General features: G+C 73.6%; 16 protein-coding genes and 1 pseudogene. 13 read left to right on the top strand and 4 right to left on the bottom strand.

The window, feature by feature from the left end; all coding sequences use genetic code 11:
* From ABZ573_RS29480 to ABZ573_RS29465, 4 genes and pseudogenes are all read left to right on the top strand, one after another.
* Positions 1 to 110 (top strand): annotated as a pseudogene (locus ABZ573_RS29480) (4-oxalocrotonate decarboxylase); the annotation flags it as partial.
* Positions 107 to 589, top strand: a complete 483-nt coding sequence (locus ABZ573_RS29475; RefSeq protein WP_358122273.1) for a RidA family protein — start codon at positions 107 to 109, stop codon at positions 587 to 589. The pseudogene ABZ573_RS29480 and the gene ABZ573_RS29475, both read left to right, overlap by 4 nt.
* Positions 586 to 1,110 (top strand): 3-hydroxyanthranilate 3,4-dioxygenase, encoded by a 525-nt coding sequence (locus ABZ573_RS29470; protein WP_151457027.1) that lies wholly within the window; start codon positions 586 to 588, stop codon positions 1,108 to 1,110. The genes ABZ573_RS29475 and ABZ573_RS29470 overlap by 4 nt, the downstream gene beginning before the upstream one ends.
* Positions 1,110 to 2,138, top strand: a complete 1,029-nt coding sequence (locus tag ABZ573_RS29465) for an amidohydrolase family protein (protein ID WP_151457028.1) — start codon at positions 1,110 to 1,112, stop codon at positions 2,136 to 2,138. Before ABZ573_RS29470 ends, ABZ573_RS29465 begins: the two co-directional genes overlap by 1 nt.
* Positions 2,139 to 2,245: 107 nt before the next feature.
* Here ABZ573_RS29465 and ABZ573_RS29460 read toward each other — a convergent pair whose 3' ends face one another.
* Positions 2,246 to 3,115, bottom strand: coding sequence for a dienelactone hydrolase family protein (locus ABZ573_RS29460; protein WP_358122275.1), 870 nt, complete (start codon positions 3,113 to 3,115; stop codon positions 2,246 to 2,248).
* 282 nt (positions 3,116 to 3,397) lie between these two features.
* Here ABZ573_RS29460 and ABZ573_RS29455 point away from each other — a divergent pair, with 282 nt between their 5' ends.
* The 3 genes from ABZ573_RS29455 to ABZ573_RS29445 all read left to right on the top strand — a co-directional run bounded on the left by ABZ573_RS29455 (position 3,398) and on the right by ABZ573_RS29445 (position 5,616).
* The gene (locus ABZ573_RS29455; protein WP_358122270.1) at positions 3,398 to 4,861 is read left to right on the top strand and encodes an amidase; all 1,464 of its coding nucleotides are present in this window, start codon (positions 3,398 to 3,400) and stop codon (positions 4,859 to 4,861) included.
* A 73-nt stretch (positions 4,862 to 4,934) separates the two neighbouring features.
* Positions 4,935 to 5,222: a hypothetical protein gene (locus ABZ573_RS29450; RefSeq protein ID WP_132239469.1), complete on the top strand. Its 288-nt coding sequence runs from the start codon at positions 4,935 to 4,937 to the stop codon at positions 5,220 to 5,222.
* Positions 5,209 to 5,616, top strand: a complete 408-nt coding sequence (locus tag ABZ573_RS29445; protein ID WP_132239293.1) for a DUF5130 family protein — start codon at positions 5,209 to 5,211, stop codon at positions 5,614 to 5,616. Before ABZ573_RS29450 ends, ABZ573_RS29445 begins: the two co-directional genes overlap by 14 nt.
* 80 nt (positions 5,617 to 5,696) lie before the next feature.
* Here ABZ573_RS29445 and pepN read toward each other — a convergent pair whose 3' ends face one another.
* On the bottom strand, positions 5,697 to 8,249 hold the full coding sequence (gene pepN, locus ABZ573_RS29440; protein WP_358122268.1) for an aminopeptidase N: 2,553 nt from the start codon (positions 8,247 to 8,249) through the stop codon (positions 5,697 to 5,699).
* A gap of 213 nt (positions 8,250 to 8,462) precedes the next feature.
* Between pepN and ABZ573_RS29435 the strand changes: the two genes are divergently transcribed.
* The 4 genes from ABZ573_RS29435 (at position 8,463) to ABZ573_RS29420 (ending at position 11,472) form a co-directional block, all read left to right on the top strand.
* Entirely contained in the window at positions 8,463 to 9,086 is a 624-nt protein-coding gene (locus tag ABZ573_RS29435; protein ID WP_151457358.1) for a DsbA family protein, read from the top strand.
* A 200-nt stretch (positions 9,087 to 9,286) separates the two neighbouring features.
* Positions 9,287 to 9,640, top strand: coding sequence for a hypothetical protein (locus ABZ573_RS29430; protein ID WP_151457186.1), 354 nt, complete (start codon positions 9,287 to 9,289; stop codon positions 9,638 to 9,640).
* Between the two features lie 92 nt (positions 9,641 to 9,732).
* Entirely contained in the window at positions 9,733 to 10,932 is a 1,200-nt protein-coding gene (locus ABZ573_RS29425) for a DUF1015 family protein (RefSeq protein ID WP_151457187.1), read from the top strand.
* A gap of 72 nt (positions 10,933 to 11,004) precedes the next feature.
* Complete coding sequence (locus tag ABZ573_RS29420) at positions 11,005 to 11,472, top strand: ribose-5-phosphate isomerase (RefSeq protein WP_151457188.1); 468 nt, start codon at positions 11,005 to 11,007, stop codon at positions 11,470 to 11,472.
* Between the two features lie 117 nt (positions 11,473 to 11,589).
* Here ABZ573_RS29420 and ABZ573_RS29415 read toward each other — a convergent pair whose 3' ends face one another.
* Positions 11,590 to 11,910, bottom strand: a complete 321-nt coding sequence (locus tag ABZ573_RS29415; RefSeq protein ID WP_327029357.1) for a hypothetical protein — start codon at positions 11,908 to 11,910, stop codon at positions 11,590 to 11,592.
* Between the two features lie 472 nt (positions 11,911 to 12,382).
* Between ABZ573_RS29415 and ABZ573_RS29410 the strand changes: the two genes are divergently transcribed.
* The gene (locus ABZ573_RS29410) at positions 12,383 to 12,928 is read left to right on the top strand and encodes a hypothetical protein (RefSeq protein ID WP_151457190.1); all 546 of its coding nucleotides are present in this window, start codon (positions 12,383 to 12,385) and stop codon (positions 12,926 to 12,928) included.
* 145 nt (positions 12,929 to 13,073) lie between these two features.
* Here the strand turns inward: ABZ573_RS29410 and ABZ573_RS29405 are convergent, their stop codons facing one another.
* Complete coding sequence (locus ABZ573_RS29405) at positions 13,074 to 13,340, bottom strand: hypothetical protein (RefSeq protein WP_151457191.1); 267 nt, start codon at positions 13,338 to 13,340, stop codon at positions 13,074 to 13,076.
* A 194-nt stretch (positions 13,341 to 13,534) separates the two neighbouring features.
* Here ABZ573_RS29405 and ABZ573_RS29400 point away from each other — a divergent pair, with 194 nt between their 5' ends.
* Complete coding sequence (locus ABZ573_RS29400) at positions 13,535 to 14,332, top strand: serine protease (protein WP_327029356.1); 798 nt, start codon at positions 13,535 to 13,537, stop codon at positions 14,330 to 14,332.
* The last annotated feature ends 260 nt before the right edge of the window (positions 14,333 to 14,592 follow it).

Below are 14,592 nucleotides of genomic sequence, written 5' to 3'. Positions count from 1 at the left end.
GGGTGTTCCTCGCCGGCGCCGCCACCGCCGCCGTGCCCCTGAAACCCGGCGCCCACGTCCGCGCCGTCGTCGAACACCTCGGCACCACCTCCCTGCGAGCCACCGCATGACCACGAACCAGGGCACGCCCGCGAACCAGGACACGAGCGCCGGCCAGGGTGGGAGTGCCCAGGCGCACGTCGTGGCCGGCAAGGCCGTACCCCGAGGCGCGTTTCCGCACGTCAAGGTCGCCGGCGGCTTTGTCTTCGTCTCCGGCACCTCCAGCCGCCGCCCCGACAACACCTTCGCGGGCGTCGAGGTCGACGAGCTGGGCACGACGAACCTGGACATCCGCGCGCAGACCAGGGCCGTCATCGACAACATCCAAGATCTGCTGAAGACGGTCGGCGCCGACCTGAGCGACCTCGTGCAGGTCACCACCTACCTCGTCAACATGAACGACTTCGGCGGCTACAACCAGGTCTGGGCCGAGTACTTCGACGCCACCGGCCCCACCCGCACCACCGTCGCCGTGCACCAACTACCCCACCCGCACCTGCTCATCGAAATCCAGGCCGTGGCCCTTCTTCCGTCAGGAGGTCAGTCGTGAGTGAGATCGCGGAGCCGTTCAGCTTCCCCGGTTGGATCGCGGAGAACCAGCACCTGCTCAAGCCGCCGGTCGGCAACAAGGAGATGTTCCCGGGCGGGGACGACTTCATCGTGATGGTGGTGGGCGGGCCCAACCAGCGCACCGACTTCCACGTCGACCCGTACGAGGAGTTCTTCTACCAGGTCAAGGGCAACATGCACGTCAACCTGATGACCCCGGAGGGGCCGCGTACGGTGCACGTGCGCGAGGGTCAGATGTGGATGCTGCCGCGCAACACCCCGCACTCGCCGCAGCGGCCCGAGGCCGGCTCGATCGGCGTGGTCGTGGAGCGGGTCCGCGAGGAGGGCACGCTGGAGAAGTTCCAGTGGTACTGCGCCGAGTGCGGACACCAGGTGCACGAGGTGGAGTTGCAGGTCAGGGACATCGCCGCCGACCTGCCCCCGGTGTTCCAGGCGTTCTACGCCGACGAGGCCGCCCGCACCTGCGGCAACTGCGGCGCGCTGCACCCGGGCAAGGGCTGATGCCTGCCGGGCCCGGGCCGGCGCGGCCCCCGGTGGTCGACGTGCACACGCACGTCGTACCGAAGGGGTGGCCGGACCTCGGCGCGGCGTGCGGTGGGTCGGACTGGCCCTGGCTGCGGGTCGACTCCGAGCGGGCGGCCATGATCATGGTGGGGGAGACGGAGTTCCGCCCGGTCGGGGCGGAGTGCTGGGACGCGCCGACCCGACTCGGCGACATGGACGCTGACGGCGTGGACGTGCAGGTCGTGTCGCCCACCCCGGTCTTCTTCAGCTACGACCGGCCTGCCGACCAGGCGGTGAAGGTGGCCCGGATCTTCAACGACCGCACCCTGGAGGTCACCGCCGCCGGTGGCGACCGGCTGGTGCCGTTCTGCCAGGTGCCGTTGCAGGACCCGGAGGCGGCCTGCGCCGAACTGGACCGCTGCCTCGCGGCGGGGCACGCCGGGGTGGAGATCGGCAACCACGTCGGCGACCGCGACCTGGACGACGCCGGGATCGTGGAGTTCCTGACGCACTGCGCCGAGGTGGGCGCGCCGGTCTTCGTCCATCCGTGGGACATGCCGGGCGGCCCCCGGCTGGACCGGTGGATGGCCCGCTGGCTCGCCGGGATGCCCGCCGAGACGCACCTGTCGGTGCTGGCGCTGATTCTCGGCGGCGTCTTCGACCGGGTGCCCGACACGCTGCGGATCTGCTTCGCGCACGGCGGCGGCAGCTTCCCGTTCTGGCTGGGCCGCGCCGACAACGCCTGGCACCGCCGGGGCGACCTGGTACGCGGCGCCTCCACCGCCCCGCCCAGCTCGTACGTCGACCGGTTCTGCGTCGACTCGGTGGTCTTCTCCGCGCCCGCGCTGCGGCTGCTGGTCGACACGATGGGCGCCGAACGGGTGCTCGTCGGCAGCGACTACCCGTATCCGCTGGGGGAGCGGCCGGTCGGCCGGGTGGTGCGCGAGGCGGACTTCCTCACCGGCGAGCAGCGCGACCTGCTGCTCGGCGGCAACGCGCTGCGCTTCCTCGGCATCCGCTCCTGAGCCGCGCCCGGGCGGCGCGGTCCCCGAGGGGCCCCGCGCCGCCCGGCGGGTGGAATCCGGAGCCGTCGCGGCCCCCAGTGCGCGCGACGGCTCCGGAGCATGGGGGTTCAGGAGTGCGGGCAGGTGTCCCGGTACTCCTCGATCGCCGAGCCCCGCGGGGCCGGGCAGAGGAACTGCTCGTAGCGGGTGTCGTCGTCGACGAACCGCTTGAGCCAGGAGATGCTGTACTTCGCCACCGTCACGTTCGCCGAGGTGGGCGCTGAGTGGCTCGCCGCGTTCAGCTCCAGGTACGCCTTGTCCAGAGTGGCCGGCAGGCTGGTGTAGAACGGCTCCGAGTGCGACGAGACCGGGGCCACGGTGTCGTTCTCGGCCCCGATGACCAGGGTCGGTACGCGCACCGACGACCAGCTCTTCTGGGTGTGCCAGCCGGTCAGCGGGATCGCCGCCTGCAACGCGGGCCGGGTGCTGGCCGCCGACAGGCTGCCTCCGCCGCCCATCGAGTGACCCATCACGGCGAGCCGGTTCTGGTCGATCCGGGTGCGGACGGTGCTGGTGTTGGTCAGGTAGTCCAGGGCGGCCAGCAACTGGGTGCCCCGGCTGGCCGGCTGGTCGTACACGGACCGGGTGTCGATGGTGATGACGACGAAGCCCTGCGAGGCCAGGCGGGGGCCGAGCCACGCGACCGAGGTCTGGCGCGCGGTGAAGCCGGGGGAGATGGCGACCGCGCCGAAGGTGCCCTCGGCGGTGCTCGTCGGGTAGTAGATCGTCCCGCCGCCGAAGCCGCTGACGCTGCTCGCGGCCACGGTGGTCTGCGCGGTGACGAACGGGCCCCGGGTGGCCTCGATGCTGGCCACGGTGGGCGCGGGGCCGCGCTCGTAGGGGTTGGCGGCGAGCGGCGCGGCCGTAGGCAGGTCCCGGGCGCCGGCGGGTGCGGCGGGGGCGGCGGCCAGGCTCGCGCCGACCAGGGCGAGGGCCAGCAGCGGACGGGTGGCGCGCGAGGACCAGCGGCGGCGGGGGACCGGGTGCAGAGCGGGTAGAGGTTGCACGGCGACGCTCCCTGCGGGGGTGGGGGTCGGTGGCGGCGGTGCGGGGGGCCACCGGGTGGACGGTGATCGCCATCGATCGGGTCCATCCTGCGTGCCGGGTGCCGGTGGCCGGTCATCCCGATGTGGTCATGTCCGGGGGGATATGGCGCTCGTCGCACCGCCGGCCGGTCGTGTCGTACGGCACACCGGCGGCCGGGCGGGCAGGATGAGGGGATGGCCGAGCCGCACGACCTGACCGCGTTGGAGCAGGCCGCCGCGATCGCCGGCGGCGAGCTGTCCAGCGTCGAACTGGTCGAGCACCACCTGACCCGCGTCGACGCGCTCGGCGACACCGTCGGCGCGTTCGTCACGGTCACCGGCGAGCGGGCCAGCGCGGCGGCCCGCGCCGCCGACGCCGTCCCCGCCGACGAGCGCGGCCCGTTGCACGGCGTGCCGACCGCGATCAAGGACCTGACTCTCACCGCCGGGGTGCGCACCACCTTCGGTTCGGCGGCGTTCGCCGACTTCGTGCCGCCCGTGGACGCCGACGTGGTCCGGTTCATGGCGGAGGCCGGGCTGGTGAGCCTGGGCAAGACCACCACCTCCGAGCTGGGCTGTTCGCTCTACTCGGAGGGGCTGGTCGCGCCGCCGGCCCGTAATCCGTGGGACCTGGCGTACACCGCCGGCGGCTCCAGCGGAGGGGCGGCGGCGGCCGTCGCGGCCGGGCTGGTGCCGGTCGCCCAGGGCTCCGACGGCGGCGGCTCGCTGCGCATCCCGGCGTCGCTGTGCGGCCTGGTCGGCTACAAGCCGAGCCGGGGGCTGGTCTCCGGGGGGCCGGTCGGCTCCGGCGCCTTCGGCCTGCCCACCAACGGCCCGATCGGGCGTACGGTCGCCGACGTGGCGGCGCTGCTCGACGTGCTGGCCCGGCCGGTGCCCGGCGAGCCCTACCTGGCGCCCACCCCGCCCCCGGGCGGCTGGCTCGGCGCGGCCCGCGCGGCCGACCCGGGGCGGCTGCGCGTCGGGCGGTTCACGGCCCCGATGCTCGCCGACGAGCCGGTGCACCCCGACTGCCTCGCCGCCGTGGACCGGGCGGCGGCGCTGCTCACCGCCGCCGGCCACGAGGTGGTCGACGTCCCCGCGCCCCTCGGGCCCGCCGTGTGGCCGCTGTTCGAGATCGTCTGGTACGTGCTGGCGCTCGCGCCCGTACCGCGCGGGCGGGAGAGCGCGCTGCTGCCGCTGACCCGCCACCTGCGGGCCCGAGGCGCGGAGATCTCCGCCGGCACCCTCACCGCCACGCTCGGCGAACTCCAGGCGCAGGTACGCCTCGGCGTGCGCCGCACCGCCGGCTGCGACCTGCTGCTCTGCCCGACCCTCGCCGCGCCGCAGGCGCCGCTGGGCTGGTTCGCCGAGGGGGGCGACCCGGCCGAGGACTTCGACCGGCAACGCCGGTTCTCGCCGTACTGCGCCGTGTTCAACGTCACGGGTGATCCGTCCGTGTCCCTGCCGGTGGGCGTCACCGCCGAAGGGCTGCCCGTGGGGGTCCTGCTGACCGGCCGGTACGGCGACGACGCGAGGTTGATCGCCACGGCTGCGCAACTGGAGCACTCCAGTGGCGGATGGGATCGCCACCCCGCAATCTGGCGGGCCGTGGGCTCCGCTAACGTGAATGGCAGCGGTGTCGGGAGGTCGGCGCCATGATCGTCCACCCGACCCGGAATCTTAAGGTCTCTTCTTCCGCCTGGGGGCGTTGGGATTGTCTGTAACCGAGACGTTGCTGGTCTTCGTCGGCATCCCGGCGGCCGCGGTGCTGGTGATCGCCGGTCTGGCGTACGCCGGTAGTCGTGGCGGCGGCGGTGGCGGCGCCAAGCGCTACCGGCCGGGCCGGTCCTTCGACTTCACTCCGGTCTGGTTCCTGGGCCGGCCGGAGCAGCTGGCCGACTCGGCCGGCACCGCCCTGGCAGCGGGCGCGCAGGCGCCGGCGCTGACCAGCCGCAAGCAGGAGCAGGCCGGCATCGAGGCGCCGGCCGGTGGAACCGGAGGCGCAAGTGACCGTTGGTGAGAAGCAGGCCGGGACGGGGAATCCGCCCGAGGTGCTGGACGGGCCGTTCTCGACCCGCCAGCTGCTGCGCATCGACGAGGCCCTGCGCCTGGCGGACCAGGGCACCGGCCTGGTCTTCTCGGTCTTCGTCGGCGGCCTCGACGAGCCGATCCGGGAGCACGCGGAGCGGCTGCACCGCCAGCTCGCCGAGCCCGACCGGTCGGTCCTGATCGCGGTGTCGCCCAACCAGCGGCAGCTGGAGATCGTCACCGGCCGGCACGCCCGCAAGCGCATCCCCGACACCTACGCCCGGCTCGCCGCGCTGTCGATGGTGGCGGCGTTCGGCGGCGGCGACCTGGCCGGCGGCATCATCAACGGCCTCGACCAGCTCGCCAGCCACGCCGGCAAGGGCTGACCGACCCGGAGCCCCACCCGACGTCCAACGGTGAAGCTCGGTCCGCACCGCGGACCGGGCTTCACCGTGTCGGGCGTACGTCAGGCGCTGCGCGCGTCCCGCTCGCGGGCCCGCAGGGCGCGGACGACGCCGTCGCGGCCCTCGCCCACCAGCCGGCGCAGCGGGGCCGAGTGGCCGTCGCCGGCCAGCCACGCGTCGGTGGCCGCCACGGTCTCGTCGTCCACCAGGTACGCCGGGTACGCCAGCTGCGCGAACTCCTGCGCCGGCTCGCTGTCCCGGCTACCCCAGACCTGGTCCACCGTGGCGAAGTACGCGTCGCGGTAGGGCACCGTCAGCTCGACCTGCGCCGGGTGGATGAGACCCTGCAACAGCGCCCGGTTGCGCCAGTTCGGCAGCGACTCCGGGCCGGTCAGCTGAGCCCAGACGGCGGCCTTGTTCTCCGCCGTCGGCACCAGCGCGTGCGCGTACGCGGCCTCGCGCTCGCCACTGGCCGTGCGGTCCCCGGCCAGCTCGGCCTCGATCTCGGCGGGACCGGCCGCGCCGTTGGCGACCAGCGCGCCCAGCACGGCCCAGCGCAGCTCGGTGTCGATGGACAGGCCGGCCGGAACGTCGCTGCCGGCCAGCCAGCCCCGCAGGGTGGCCAGGTCCTCGGCCGAGCGGGCCGCCGTGGCGTACGCGCGGGCCCAGGTCAGCTGGAAGCCGCTGCCCGGTTCCGCCGCCGCCAGCGTGGTCCGCGCGGTGCGGGCCAGCTCCGCCCAGCCGGTCGGCGCCCAGGCCGGATCGGCGTAGAACGTGAGCGCCGTCTTGGCCTGGCGCAGGGCGGCGTTGACCAGGTTGATGTCGGTCTCGGCGGGCAGCCCCGCCAGCACCAGCGCCACGTAGTCGCGGGCGGCCAGTTCGGCGTCGCGGGTCATGTCCCAGGCGGCGGTCCAGCACAGCGCGCGGGCCAGCGACGACTCGAAGCCGGCGATGTGCTGCACCACGGTGGCCATCGACCGCTCGTCGAGGCGCAGCTTGGTGTAGGTGAGGTCGTCGTCGTTGAGCAGCAGCACGTCGGCGGCGGGCACCCCGCGCAGCGCGCTCAGCTCGGTCCGCTCGCCGGCGACGTCGATCTCGTGGCGCTCGCGGCGGACCAGCCGGCCGTCGGTCAGGTCGTAGAGGCCCACCCCGATCCGGTGGGTACGCAGCGTCGGGTGCGCGGTGGGCGCCTCCTGGAGCACGACCACCTGCTCGTAGGTGCCGTCCGCGCCGATCGTCAGCTCGGGCCGCAGGGTGTTGACCTGCGCCGTCTCCAGCCACTGGGCGGCGAACTTGCGCAGCTCCCGGCCGGAGGCCGTCTCCAGCTCGGAGAGCAGGTCGTCGAAGGTGGCGTTGCCCCAGGCGTGCTTGGCGAAGTAGGCCCGCAGGCCGGCCAGGAACGGCTCCTCACCGACGTACGCGACGAGCTGCTTGAGCACGCTCGCGCCCTTGGCGTAGGTGATGCCGTCGAAGTTGACCTCGACCGCCTCCAGGTCCGGCATCTCGCAGTAGACCGGGTGGGTGGAGGAGAGCTGGTCCTGCCGGTAGCCCCAGTTCTTGCGGATGGACAGGAACGTCGTCCAGGCCTCGGTGAAGCGGGTGGCGTGGGTGTTGCACCAGTGGCTGGCCCACTCGGCGAACGACTCGTTGAGCCACAGGTCGTTCCACCAGCGCATGGTGACCAGGTCACCGAACCACATGTGCGCCAGCTCGTGCAGGATCGTGTTGGCCCGCTGCTCGTACTCGTAGTCGGTCACCTGCGAGCGGAAGAGGTAGTGCGACTCGGCGTGCGTGACGCAGCCGAAGTTCTCCATGGCGCCGGCGTTGAAGTCGGGCACCCACAGCTGGTCGTACTTGGGCAGCGGGTAGCGCACGCCGAACTGCTCGTGGAAGAAGTCGAAGCCCTGCTTGGTGACCAGGAAGAGGTCGTCCGAGTCGAGGTGCGGCGCCATGGAGGCCCGGCAGAACGCGCCCAGGTCGATGCCGTCGTGGCTGTCCCGCACCTCGTGGTACGGCCCGGCACAGAGGGCGGTGATGTAGGTGCTCATCCGCACCGAGGTGGTGAGGTGGACCGTCTTCAGCCCTTCGCCCGCCGCCTCCTCCCGCTCTACCGGCATGTTCGAGACCACCTTCCAGTGGTCCGGGACGGTGGCGTGCCAGGTGTAGACGCTCTTCAGGTCGGGCTGGTCGAAGCAGGCGTAGACCCGCTGGGCGTCGGCCGTCTCGAACTGGCTGTAGAGGTAGGTCTCGCCGTCGACCGGATCGACGGTGCGGTGCAGGCCCTGCCCGCTGTTCGAGTACGCGAAGTCCGCCTCGACGACGAGCGTGTTCTCGCTGTCCAGTCCCGACAGGGTCAGGCCCTTTTCGGCCGACCAGTCGCCCAGGTCCACCGGGGTCCCGTTCAGCGTCGCGGACCGCACCGAGTCGGCGGCCAGCTCGATGAAGGTGCTCGCGCCGGGTTCCGTGCACCGGAACCGCACCTCGGTCCTCGAACGGAAGGTGCGAGCCTCGGCCGCCGCCCGTACGGCGGACGAGAGGTCCAGACTGATGTCGTATCCGGTCACGTCGAGCAGGCGGGCCCGCTCGGTGGCCTCGACCTGCGTCAGGTTGCGCACTCCCGGCACTTTTCGTCTCCATCCCGTTTCGCCGCACGCCTTGGTGGCGCCGTCATCGACCGCTCGTGACGGCCGGATTCGAGTCTTCCATGCACGAACACCCTGTGGTGGGCGAGGTCACGCTCTCATTCCGCTGTGGGTCGACACCCGCTGGGGTGAAGATCGCAGGAGGCGCCGGGAGGCCGGCGCACACCCGTCGTGAAGGGACCAGCCGTGAGTGAGCGTGCCGCCGTAGACATGTTCTTCGACCCCCTCTGCCCGTGGGCGTGGATCACCTCCCGTTGGCTGCTGGAGGTGGAGCAGGTCCGGGACGTGGACGTCCGGTTCCGTGTGATGAGCCTCTCGGTGCTCAACGAGGGCCGGGAGCTGCCGGAGCAGTACCAGGAGCTGATGCGGACCGGCTGGGGCCCGGTGCGGGTCTGCATCGCGGTGGAGCAGCGGTACGGCCAGGACGCCGTCCGGAAGCTCTACACCGCGCTGGGCACCCGGATCCACCTCGGGCAGGAGAAGCTCACTCGTGAGCTGTTCGTCGCCGCGCTGACCGACGTCGGGCTCGACCCGGAGCTGGCCGACGTGGCCGAGGGCACCGCCCACGACGAGGCGCTGCGGGCCAGCCACGAGGCCGGCATGCGTCCGGTCGGCACCGACGTCGGCACCCCGGTGATCCACGCGCCCGGCCCGGACGGCGGCCCGGTCGCCTTCTTCGGCCCGGTGGTCACCCCGGCGCCGAAGGGGGAGGCCGCCGGCCGGCTCTGGGACGGCGTCCTGCTGGTCGCCGGCACCCCCGGCTTCTACGAGCTGAAGCGCTCCCGAGACCAGGACCCCATCTTCGACTGAACCGCTCCTTCGTTCGGCCCCACCGTGGGCAGCTCCCGGACCAACCAGGGGGTTCGCGTCGTGAACCCCCTGGTCGGCGGCGGTGGCGCGGGGCCCGGGTGAGGGCGGGGGCGTCACCGGGGTGGCGGCGGGATCGTTGGCCCGGGTGTCCGCCGCAGCGACCCGCAGGGCCGCACCCGCAGCTCGTGGAGGCAGTTCCGATGGCCAAGCACCGTGTGCCCGGTGACGACCCGTCGACCCGGGAGGGGGTGACCGAGCGCCCGGACGCGGCGTACTGGTCGGTCGACGACTCCCGCTGGCCGGCGGTCCGTCCCGACCTTCCCGCCCACATGGTGGACCTGCTCGCCCCGCCGATCGTGGTCGGCGTCGCCCGCGTGCCGGCCACCTCCCGGCTCACCCCGCCGGCCGAGCACCGGCTGGTACCGGCTGTGCCGGGCGGGACCCGGCGGATCGTGCCCGCCGGACCGGGCGTGCCGGGCCGGCGACCGGCGGGCGGCCCCACGCCGGGCGGCCGGCACCGCAGGACTGCGGGACAGTCCGACCGTACCGCCTGAATCCGGCGCCCGCCCCGGTAGCTCTTTCATCTGGTGGACCCCGCGCGGGTCCCGCGCCGGCGGGACTCGCGTCGCCGGTAGCGTCTCCGCACATGACGGTCGTGCATCCGATCACCCGGGCCTGGATCACCACTGGCGGCACCGGCGCGCAGAACTACGACGAGTTCGCCGACGACGCGGAGATCACCGCGATCATCGAGGCGAACCCGCACAGTGCCCTCGGCATCGAGATGCCGCACCGGGCTCCGGAGAGCCTGGGCAGGTCCTTCCTCGACGCCCTGCCGGACGCGGTGACCCGGCTCGCCGAGGCCAAGGCCGACGGCAGCTACACGCCGGCGGAGCAGGTCGTGGTCCTCTACCGGATCAGCGCGCCGGGGGAGGAGAACGCGTACGGGCTCTTCGCCATGGTGGACACCGACCAGATCTCCACCCGGGCCGACGAGCCCGGCCTGGTCATCCGCAACGAGGACGTCTTCATCGCGAAGGTGCGGGAACGGGTGGCGCTCGCCGAGGCCCTGGGGCATCTGCTGTCGCCCGTACTCCTGCTCCAGACCGGGCGCGGCGACGAGCTGCACGCCGCCCTCGCGGCGGCGACCGACGCGGCCGGCGCGCCGGCGGCGACCGACACCGACCAGGCCGGGCGCACCCACGCCATCTGGCTGCTCGGGCCGGGCCCGCGCCAGGACGAGCTGACCGCCCTGGCGGGCGGCGGGGAGCTGGTCGTGGCCGACGGCAACCACCGCAGCCTGGCCGCGCAGACCGGCGGGCTGCCGCGCTTCCTGTCGGTCATCACGACCCCGGCGTCGGTGGCGATCCAGCCCTACAACCGGCTGGTCAGCGAGCTGACCACCACCGCCGACGACCTGCTCGGCCGGCTCCGCGCCGCCGGCGCGGAGATCAGCCCGATCGACGGCCCGGTCGAGGTCCCGGCGGCCGGCGGCACCGTGCACCTCCGCCTCGCCGGCCAGGGGTACGCGGTCACCCTGCCGCACGTCGGCGACAACCGGCTGGAGAACCTGGACCACGCCCTGGTCGAGCGGCTGCTGCTGCGCGACGCGCTCGGGCTCGACCCGGGCGACAAGCGGATCACCTACGTCGGCGGCGACTACCCGGCGAGCTGGCTGACCGGCGAGGTCGACGCGGGCCGGGCCGAGCTGGCGGTGCTGGTCGCCCCGGTGACGGTGGACGACTTCGTCGCGGTCAACCTGGCGCGGGAGAAGATGCCGCGCAAGAGCACCTGGTTCACCCCGAAGGCCCGCGGCGGCCTGGTGGTCGCCGAGCTGTCCCGCTGACCTTGTGACGAATCCGCCTCCGGGACGCCGCCCGCGCGTCGTCCCGGAGGCGCGCCTGACAGACTGCGCGGTATGCGCGTCTACCTGGGATCCGACCACGCCGGTTTCGAGTTGAAGGTGCACCTGGTCAACCACCTGACCAAGGAGGGGCACGACGTGGTCGACGTCGGCCCGCACGCCTTCGACCCGGACGACGACTACCCGGCCTTCTGCCTGCACACCGGTGACCGGGTGGTGGCTGACGAGGGCAGCCTCGGGGTGGTCATCGGCGGCTCGGGCAACGGCGAGCAGATCGCCGCGAACAAGGTGGCCGGCGTCCGGGCGGCCCTCGCCTGGAGCATCGACACCGCCCAGCTGGCCCGCGAGCACAACGACGCGAACATCGTCGCGGTCGGCGCCCGCCAGCACACGCTGGACGAGGCCACCGCCATCGTCGAGGCGTTCCTGACGACCCCGTTCTCGGGCAACGAGCGGCACGCCCGCCGGATCGCCCAGGTGGCCGACTACGAGAGCACCCGCCAGCTCCCCACGCTGCCCTGACCGCCTGACCGCCTGACCGCCTGACCGCTCGGCCGGGCGGGTCCGAGGGTGGTGGGATCGCCGTAGCTTCCGGACGGGCTGTGCCCCCTGTGGGGCGGTTCCCGCCAGGACCGGGGGTCAGCGGCGGGGGAGGTCCTCGCGGGGCGTCCAGTTGCGGCGGATGATCACCACGCGCTCCTCGGCCGCGGCCAGGTCCTCGTCCGTGGGGCGGGAGGCGTCGCGGGCCCGCATCGCGGCGGTCACGCTCACCTGGGACGAGCCGGGGCCGACGAGACCACGCAGGCCGCGGTCGCCCTCGTCACCCGGGCCGCCCCGGCGGGCACGCGGCGGCTCGGGGCCGTCGTGCACCCCGGCGGTCGTCGCGTCGGGGCCCCCGGTCGCGCCCGCGTCGCCGCTCGGGTGCCGTATCCGGCGCCGGCGTCGCTCCGTGTCACCCATCAGCCGACCGTACCGCCCCGGCCCGATCGGCGCTGGCTCGCGCGTCCGGCGCTGGCTCGCGCGTCCGGCGCTGGCTCGCGCGTCCGGCGTCGGCTTGCGGGTCCGGCGCTGGCTCGCGCGTCCGGCGTCGGCTTGCGGGTCCGGCGCTGGCTCGCGCGTCCGGCGTCGGCTTGCGGGTCCGGCGCTGGCACGCGCGTCCGGCGCTGGCTCGCGGGTTCGGCGTCGGCTTGCGGGTTCGGTGTCGGCTTGCGGGTCCCGCGTCGGCTCGCGCGTCCGGCGCGTGGCGCGCGGAGTGGCCGGTGACCTCGGTCACGACGCCCCGGTCGTCGGCGCACGCGGGGTCGGCCGGCCCTGCCGTGGCCAGCGGATCGGGGCCCGTGCCCGGGTGCGGCCTCGGCGACCGGTTTGCGGGCTGGCTACCCTCGGAACGGACGGCGGCCGGTGGTTGCCGTCGGTCCAGGGGAGGGACGAGATGGTCGACCAGACGCAGCCGTGGGCCGAGCGGACCGTCGAGGTGCCGCCGCAGCCCGGTGCCGGGGTGCCGCCGCAGCGCGACGCGTACCAGCGGGGGGTGGCCTCGGTCGGGCAGTCCCGTACGACGCGCACCGAGCCGTTCCCCGTCGTCGAGCACGAGCCGACGGGCACCGGGTGGCCGGACGCGCCGGCCCCGCGCCGGCCGCTGAGCTGGCATGTCGAGCAGTTGAAGCGCGGCGGCGAGTGGAGTGCGGCCGGCGCGCTCTTCGCCTTCGTCTGTTGGGGGATCTGGGCGATCTCGGGCGGCGGGAACCTGGGCGGCCCGTTCCTGATCTTCCTGCTGAGCCTGCTGGTGGCCGTCGGCCTCTTCGCGTTGGCCCGGCTGCTCGGCCGGGTGGTGCTGGAGCGGCAGCTGGGCCGGGTGCGGCGCAGCGCGCGCGGGGCGCACCTGGTGACGGCGGTCTTCCTGGCCGGTCTCGGGATCGCCTACCTCCAGCAGACCGAGTGGGTCGTGTCGGCCTGGAACTGGATCAGCAACAACTGACCGTACGCCCGGGCGGGCCGGCCTGCGCCGCCCGCCCGCGCGCCCGGTCGCGGCGTCTCGCGACCTCCGGTCGTTCCACCAGGTCGCCGGCTGCTTACCCGGCCGGCCGCGGTTCATCCGCGCCCGGCCGGAGCTGATCCGCAGCTCAGTGCTTCCCGCCGTGGCCCTCCGCGTCGGCCTTCGGGGAGGCCACCCGGGCCGCCGGGTCCTCGACGCCGGGCTCCCCGCCGTCCGGCGCCACCATTCCGTCGTAGTTGTAGACCGTGCCGTCCTCGCCGTGCTGCTTCGTGGTCCGGATGTAGCGGTGCATCATGCCGTCGATCTCCACCTCGAGCAGGGCGTCGCCGCCCGTGTCGATGGTGCTGCCGTCCCGGGGTCCGCCAACGAGGTGTGCCTTCTTGTTCGTGTCCATGTCCAGGCCCGTACCCGGGCGGTCCCGGCGCAAAACGGGCGATGCGCGTCCGGCGCGCCGAATCCTGGTCGGCTGCGGTATGACCGACGCGGGATGTGTCGGGGCATTGCTATCCATCGATAGATCTCCATAGGCTCCCGCCATCGGTTTCCGGCGTGCCGCCTCGGCCCGCCGCGAGGGTTCGGGAGGCTCCCATGGTCCGTTGGCGCACACTCGTCGGCCGGTTGGCCGCCGCGTTGGTGGCGGTCACCGCCGGCTCGTTCGTCCTGGCCGTTCCGGCCTCCGCCAAGCCCGGGCCCGAGGTGACCCCGTACGTCGTGGGCGGGACGCTGGCCGCCCAGGGCGAGTTCCCCTTCATGGTCCGGCTCTCCATGGGCTGCGGCGGTTCCCTCTACAGCCCGCGCCTGGTGCTGACGGCCGCACACTGCGTCGGCGGGACCGGTACGAACACCAGCATCACCGCCACCCTCGGCGTCGTGGACCTCCAGTCGTCGAGCCGGATCCAGGTGCGCTCGAACTACGTCTACCGGGCGCCCGGCTACAACGGCAACGGCAAGGACTGGGCGCTGATCCGGCTGGCCACGCCGGTCACCACGCTCCCGACGCTGAAGATCGCCACCAGCACCGCGTACGACAACGGCACCTTCACGGTCGCCGGCTGGGGCGCCACCCGCGAGAACGGCGCGCAGCAGCGCTACCTGCGCAAGGCCAGCGTGCCGTTCGTCAGCGACGCGACCTGCAACTCCTACTACGGCGGCCAGATCATCGCGAACGAGGAGATCTGCGCCGGCTACGCCAGCGGCGGCATCGATACCTGCCAGGGGGACTCGGGCGGCCCGATGTTCCGGCGCGACGCGAGCAACGCCTGGATCCAGGTCGGCATCGTGAGCTGGGGCAACGGCTGCGCCCGGCCCTCCTACCCCGGCGTCTACACGCAGGTGAGCACCTTCGCCCCGGCGATCGCCTCGGCGGCGGCGAGCCTCGGCGGCTGACCCGGAACCAACCCTGGGGGCCCGGCCGGCTCGTCCGGCCGGGCCCTCGTGCGCGTGCTCCGGCTGGCCTCTGCCCGTGCGCCAGCCCCGCGCGACGGCTGGCCCCTACCCGAGCGGCCCGCCCCGGCGACGGTCGGCCCGCGGCGGGCCGCTCGGGCCGCGGCTTCGACTTCAAGTGACAGAAGACCGAGGTGGCAGAAAGTCGCCTACGCCCCTTCTTCGATCGGTCCCCTAATGCCCGTGGCCGGCGATGGGGGCAT

Source organism: Micromonospora sp. NPDC007220 (assembly GCF_040634035.1).
Lineage (GTDB): Bacteria > Actinomycetota > Actinomycetes > Mycobacteriales > Micromonosporaceae > Micromonospora > Micromonospora reichwaldensis.
This window is presented reverse-complemented; position numbering and strand designations above follow the sequence as displayed.

Excerpts from the sequence above, each read along its gene's own strand:
- ABZ573_RS29465 (WP_151457028.1), top strand. The coding sequence starts at position 1,110 with ATGCCTGCCGGGCCCGGGCCGGCGCGGCCCCCGGTGGTCGACGTGCAC.
- ABZ573_RS29405 (WP_151457191.1), bottom strand. The coding sequence starts at position 13,340 with ATGGACACGAACAAGAAGGCACACCTCGTTGGCGGACCCCGGGACGGC.
- ABZ573_RS29425 (WP_151457187.1), top strand. The coding sequence starts at position 9,733 with ATGACGGTCGTGCATCCGATCACCCGGGCCTGGATCACCACTGGCGGC.
- ABZ573_RS29420 (WP_151457188.1), top strand. The coding sequence starts at position 11,005 with ATGCGCGTCTACCTGGGATCCGACCACGCCGGTTTCGAGTTGAAGGTG.
- ABZ573_RS29410 (WP_151457190.1), top strand. The coding sequence starts at position 12,383 with ATGGTCGACCAGACGCAGCCGTGGGCCGAGCGGACCGTCGAGGTGCCG.
- ABZ573_RS29415 (WP_327029357.1), bottom strand. The coding sequence starts at position 11,910 with ATGGGTGACACGGAGCGACGCCGGCGCCGGATACGGCACCCGAGCGGC.
- ABZ573_RS29400 (WP_327029356.1), top strand. The coding sequence starts at position 13,535 with ATGGTCCGTTGGCGCACACTCGTCGGCCGGTTGGCCGCCGCGTTGGTG.
- ABZ573_RS29430 (WP_151457186.1), top strand. The coding sequence starts at position 9,287 with ATGGCCAAGCACCGTGTGCCCGGTGACGACCCGTCGACCCGGGAGGGG.
- ABZ573_RS29475 (WP_358122273.1), top strand. The coding sequence starts at position 107 with ATGACCACGAACCAGGGCACGCCCGCGAACCAGGACACGAGCGCCGGC.
- ABZ573_RS29455 (WP_358122270.1), top strand. The coding sequence starts at position 3,398 with ATGGCCGAGCCGCACGACCTGACCGCGTTGGAGCAGGCCGCCGCGATC.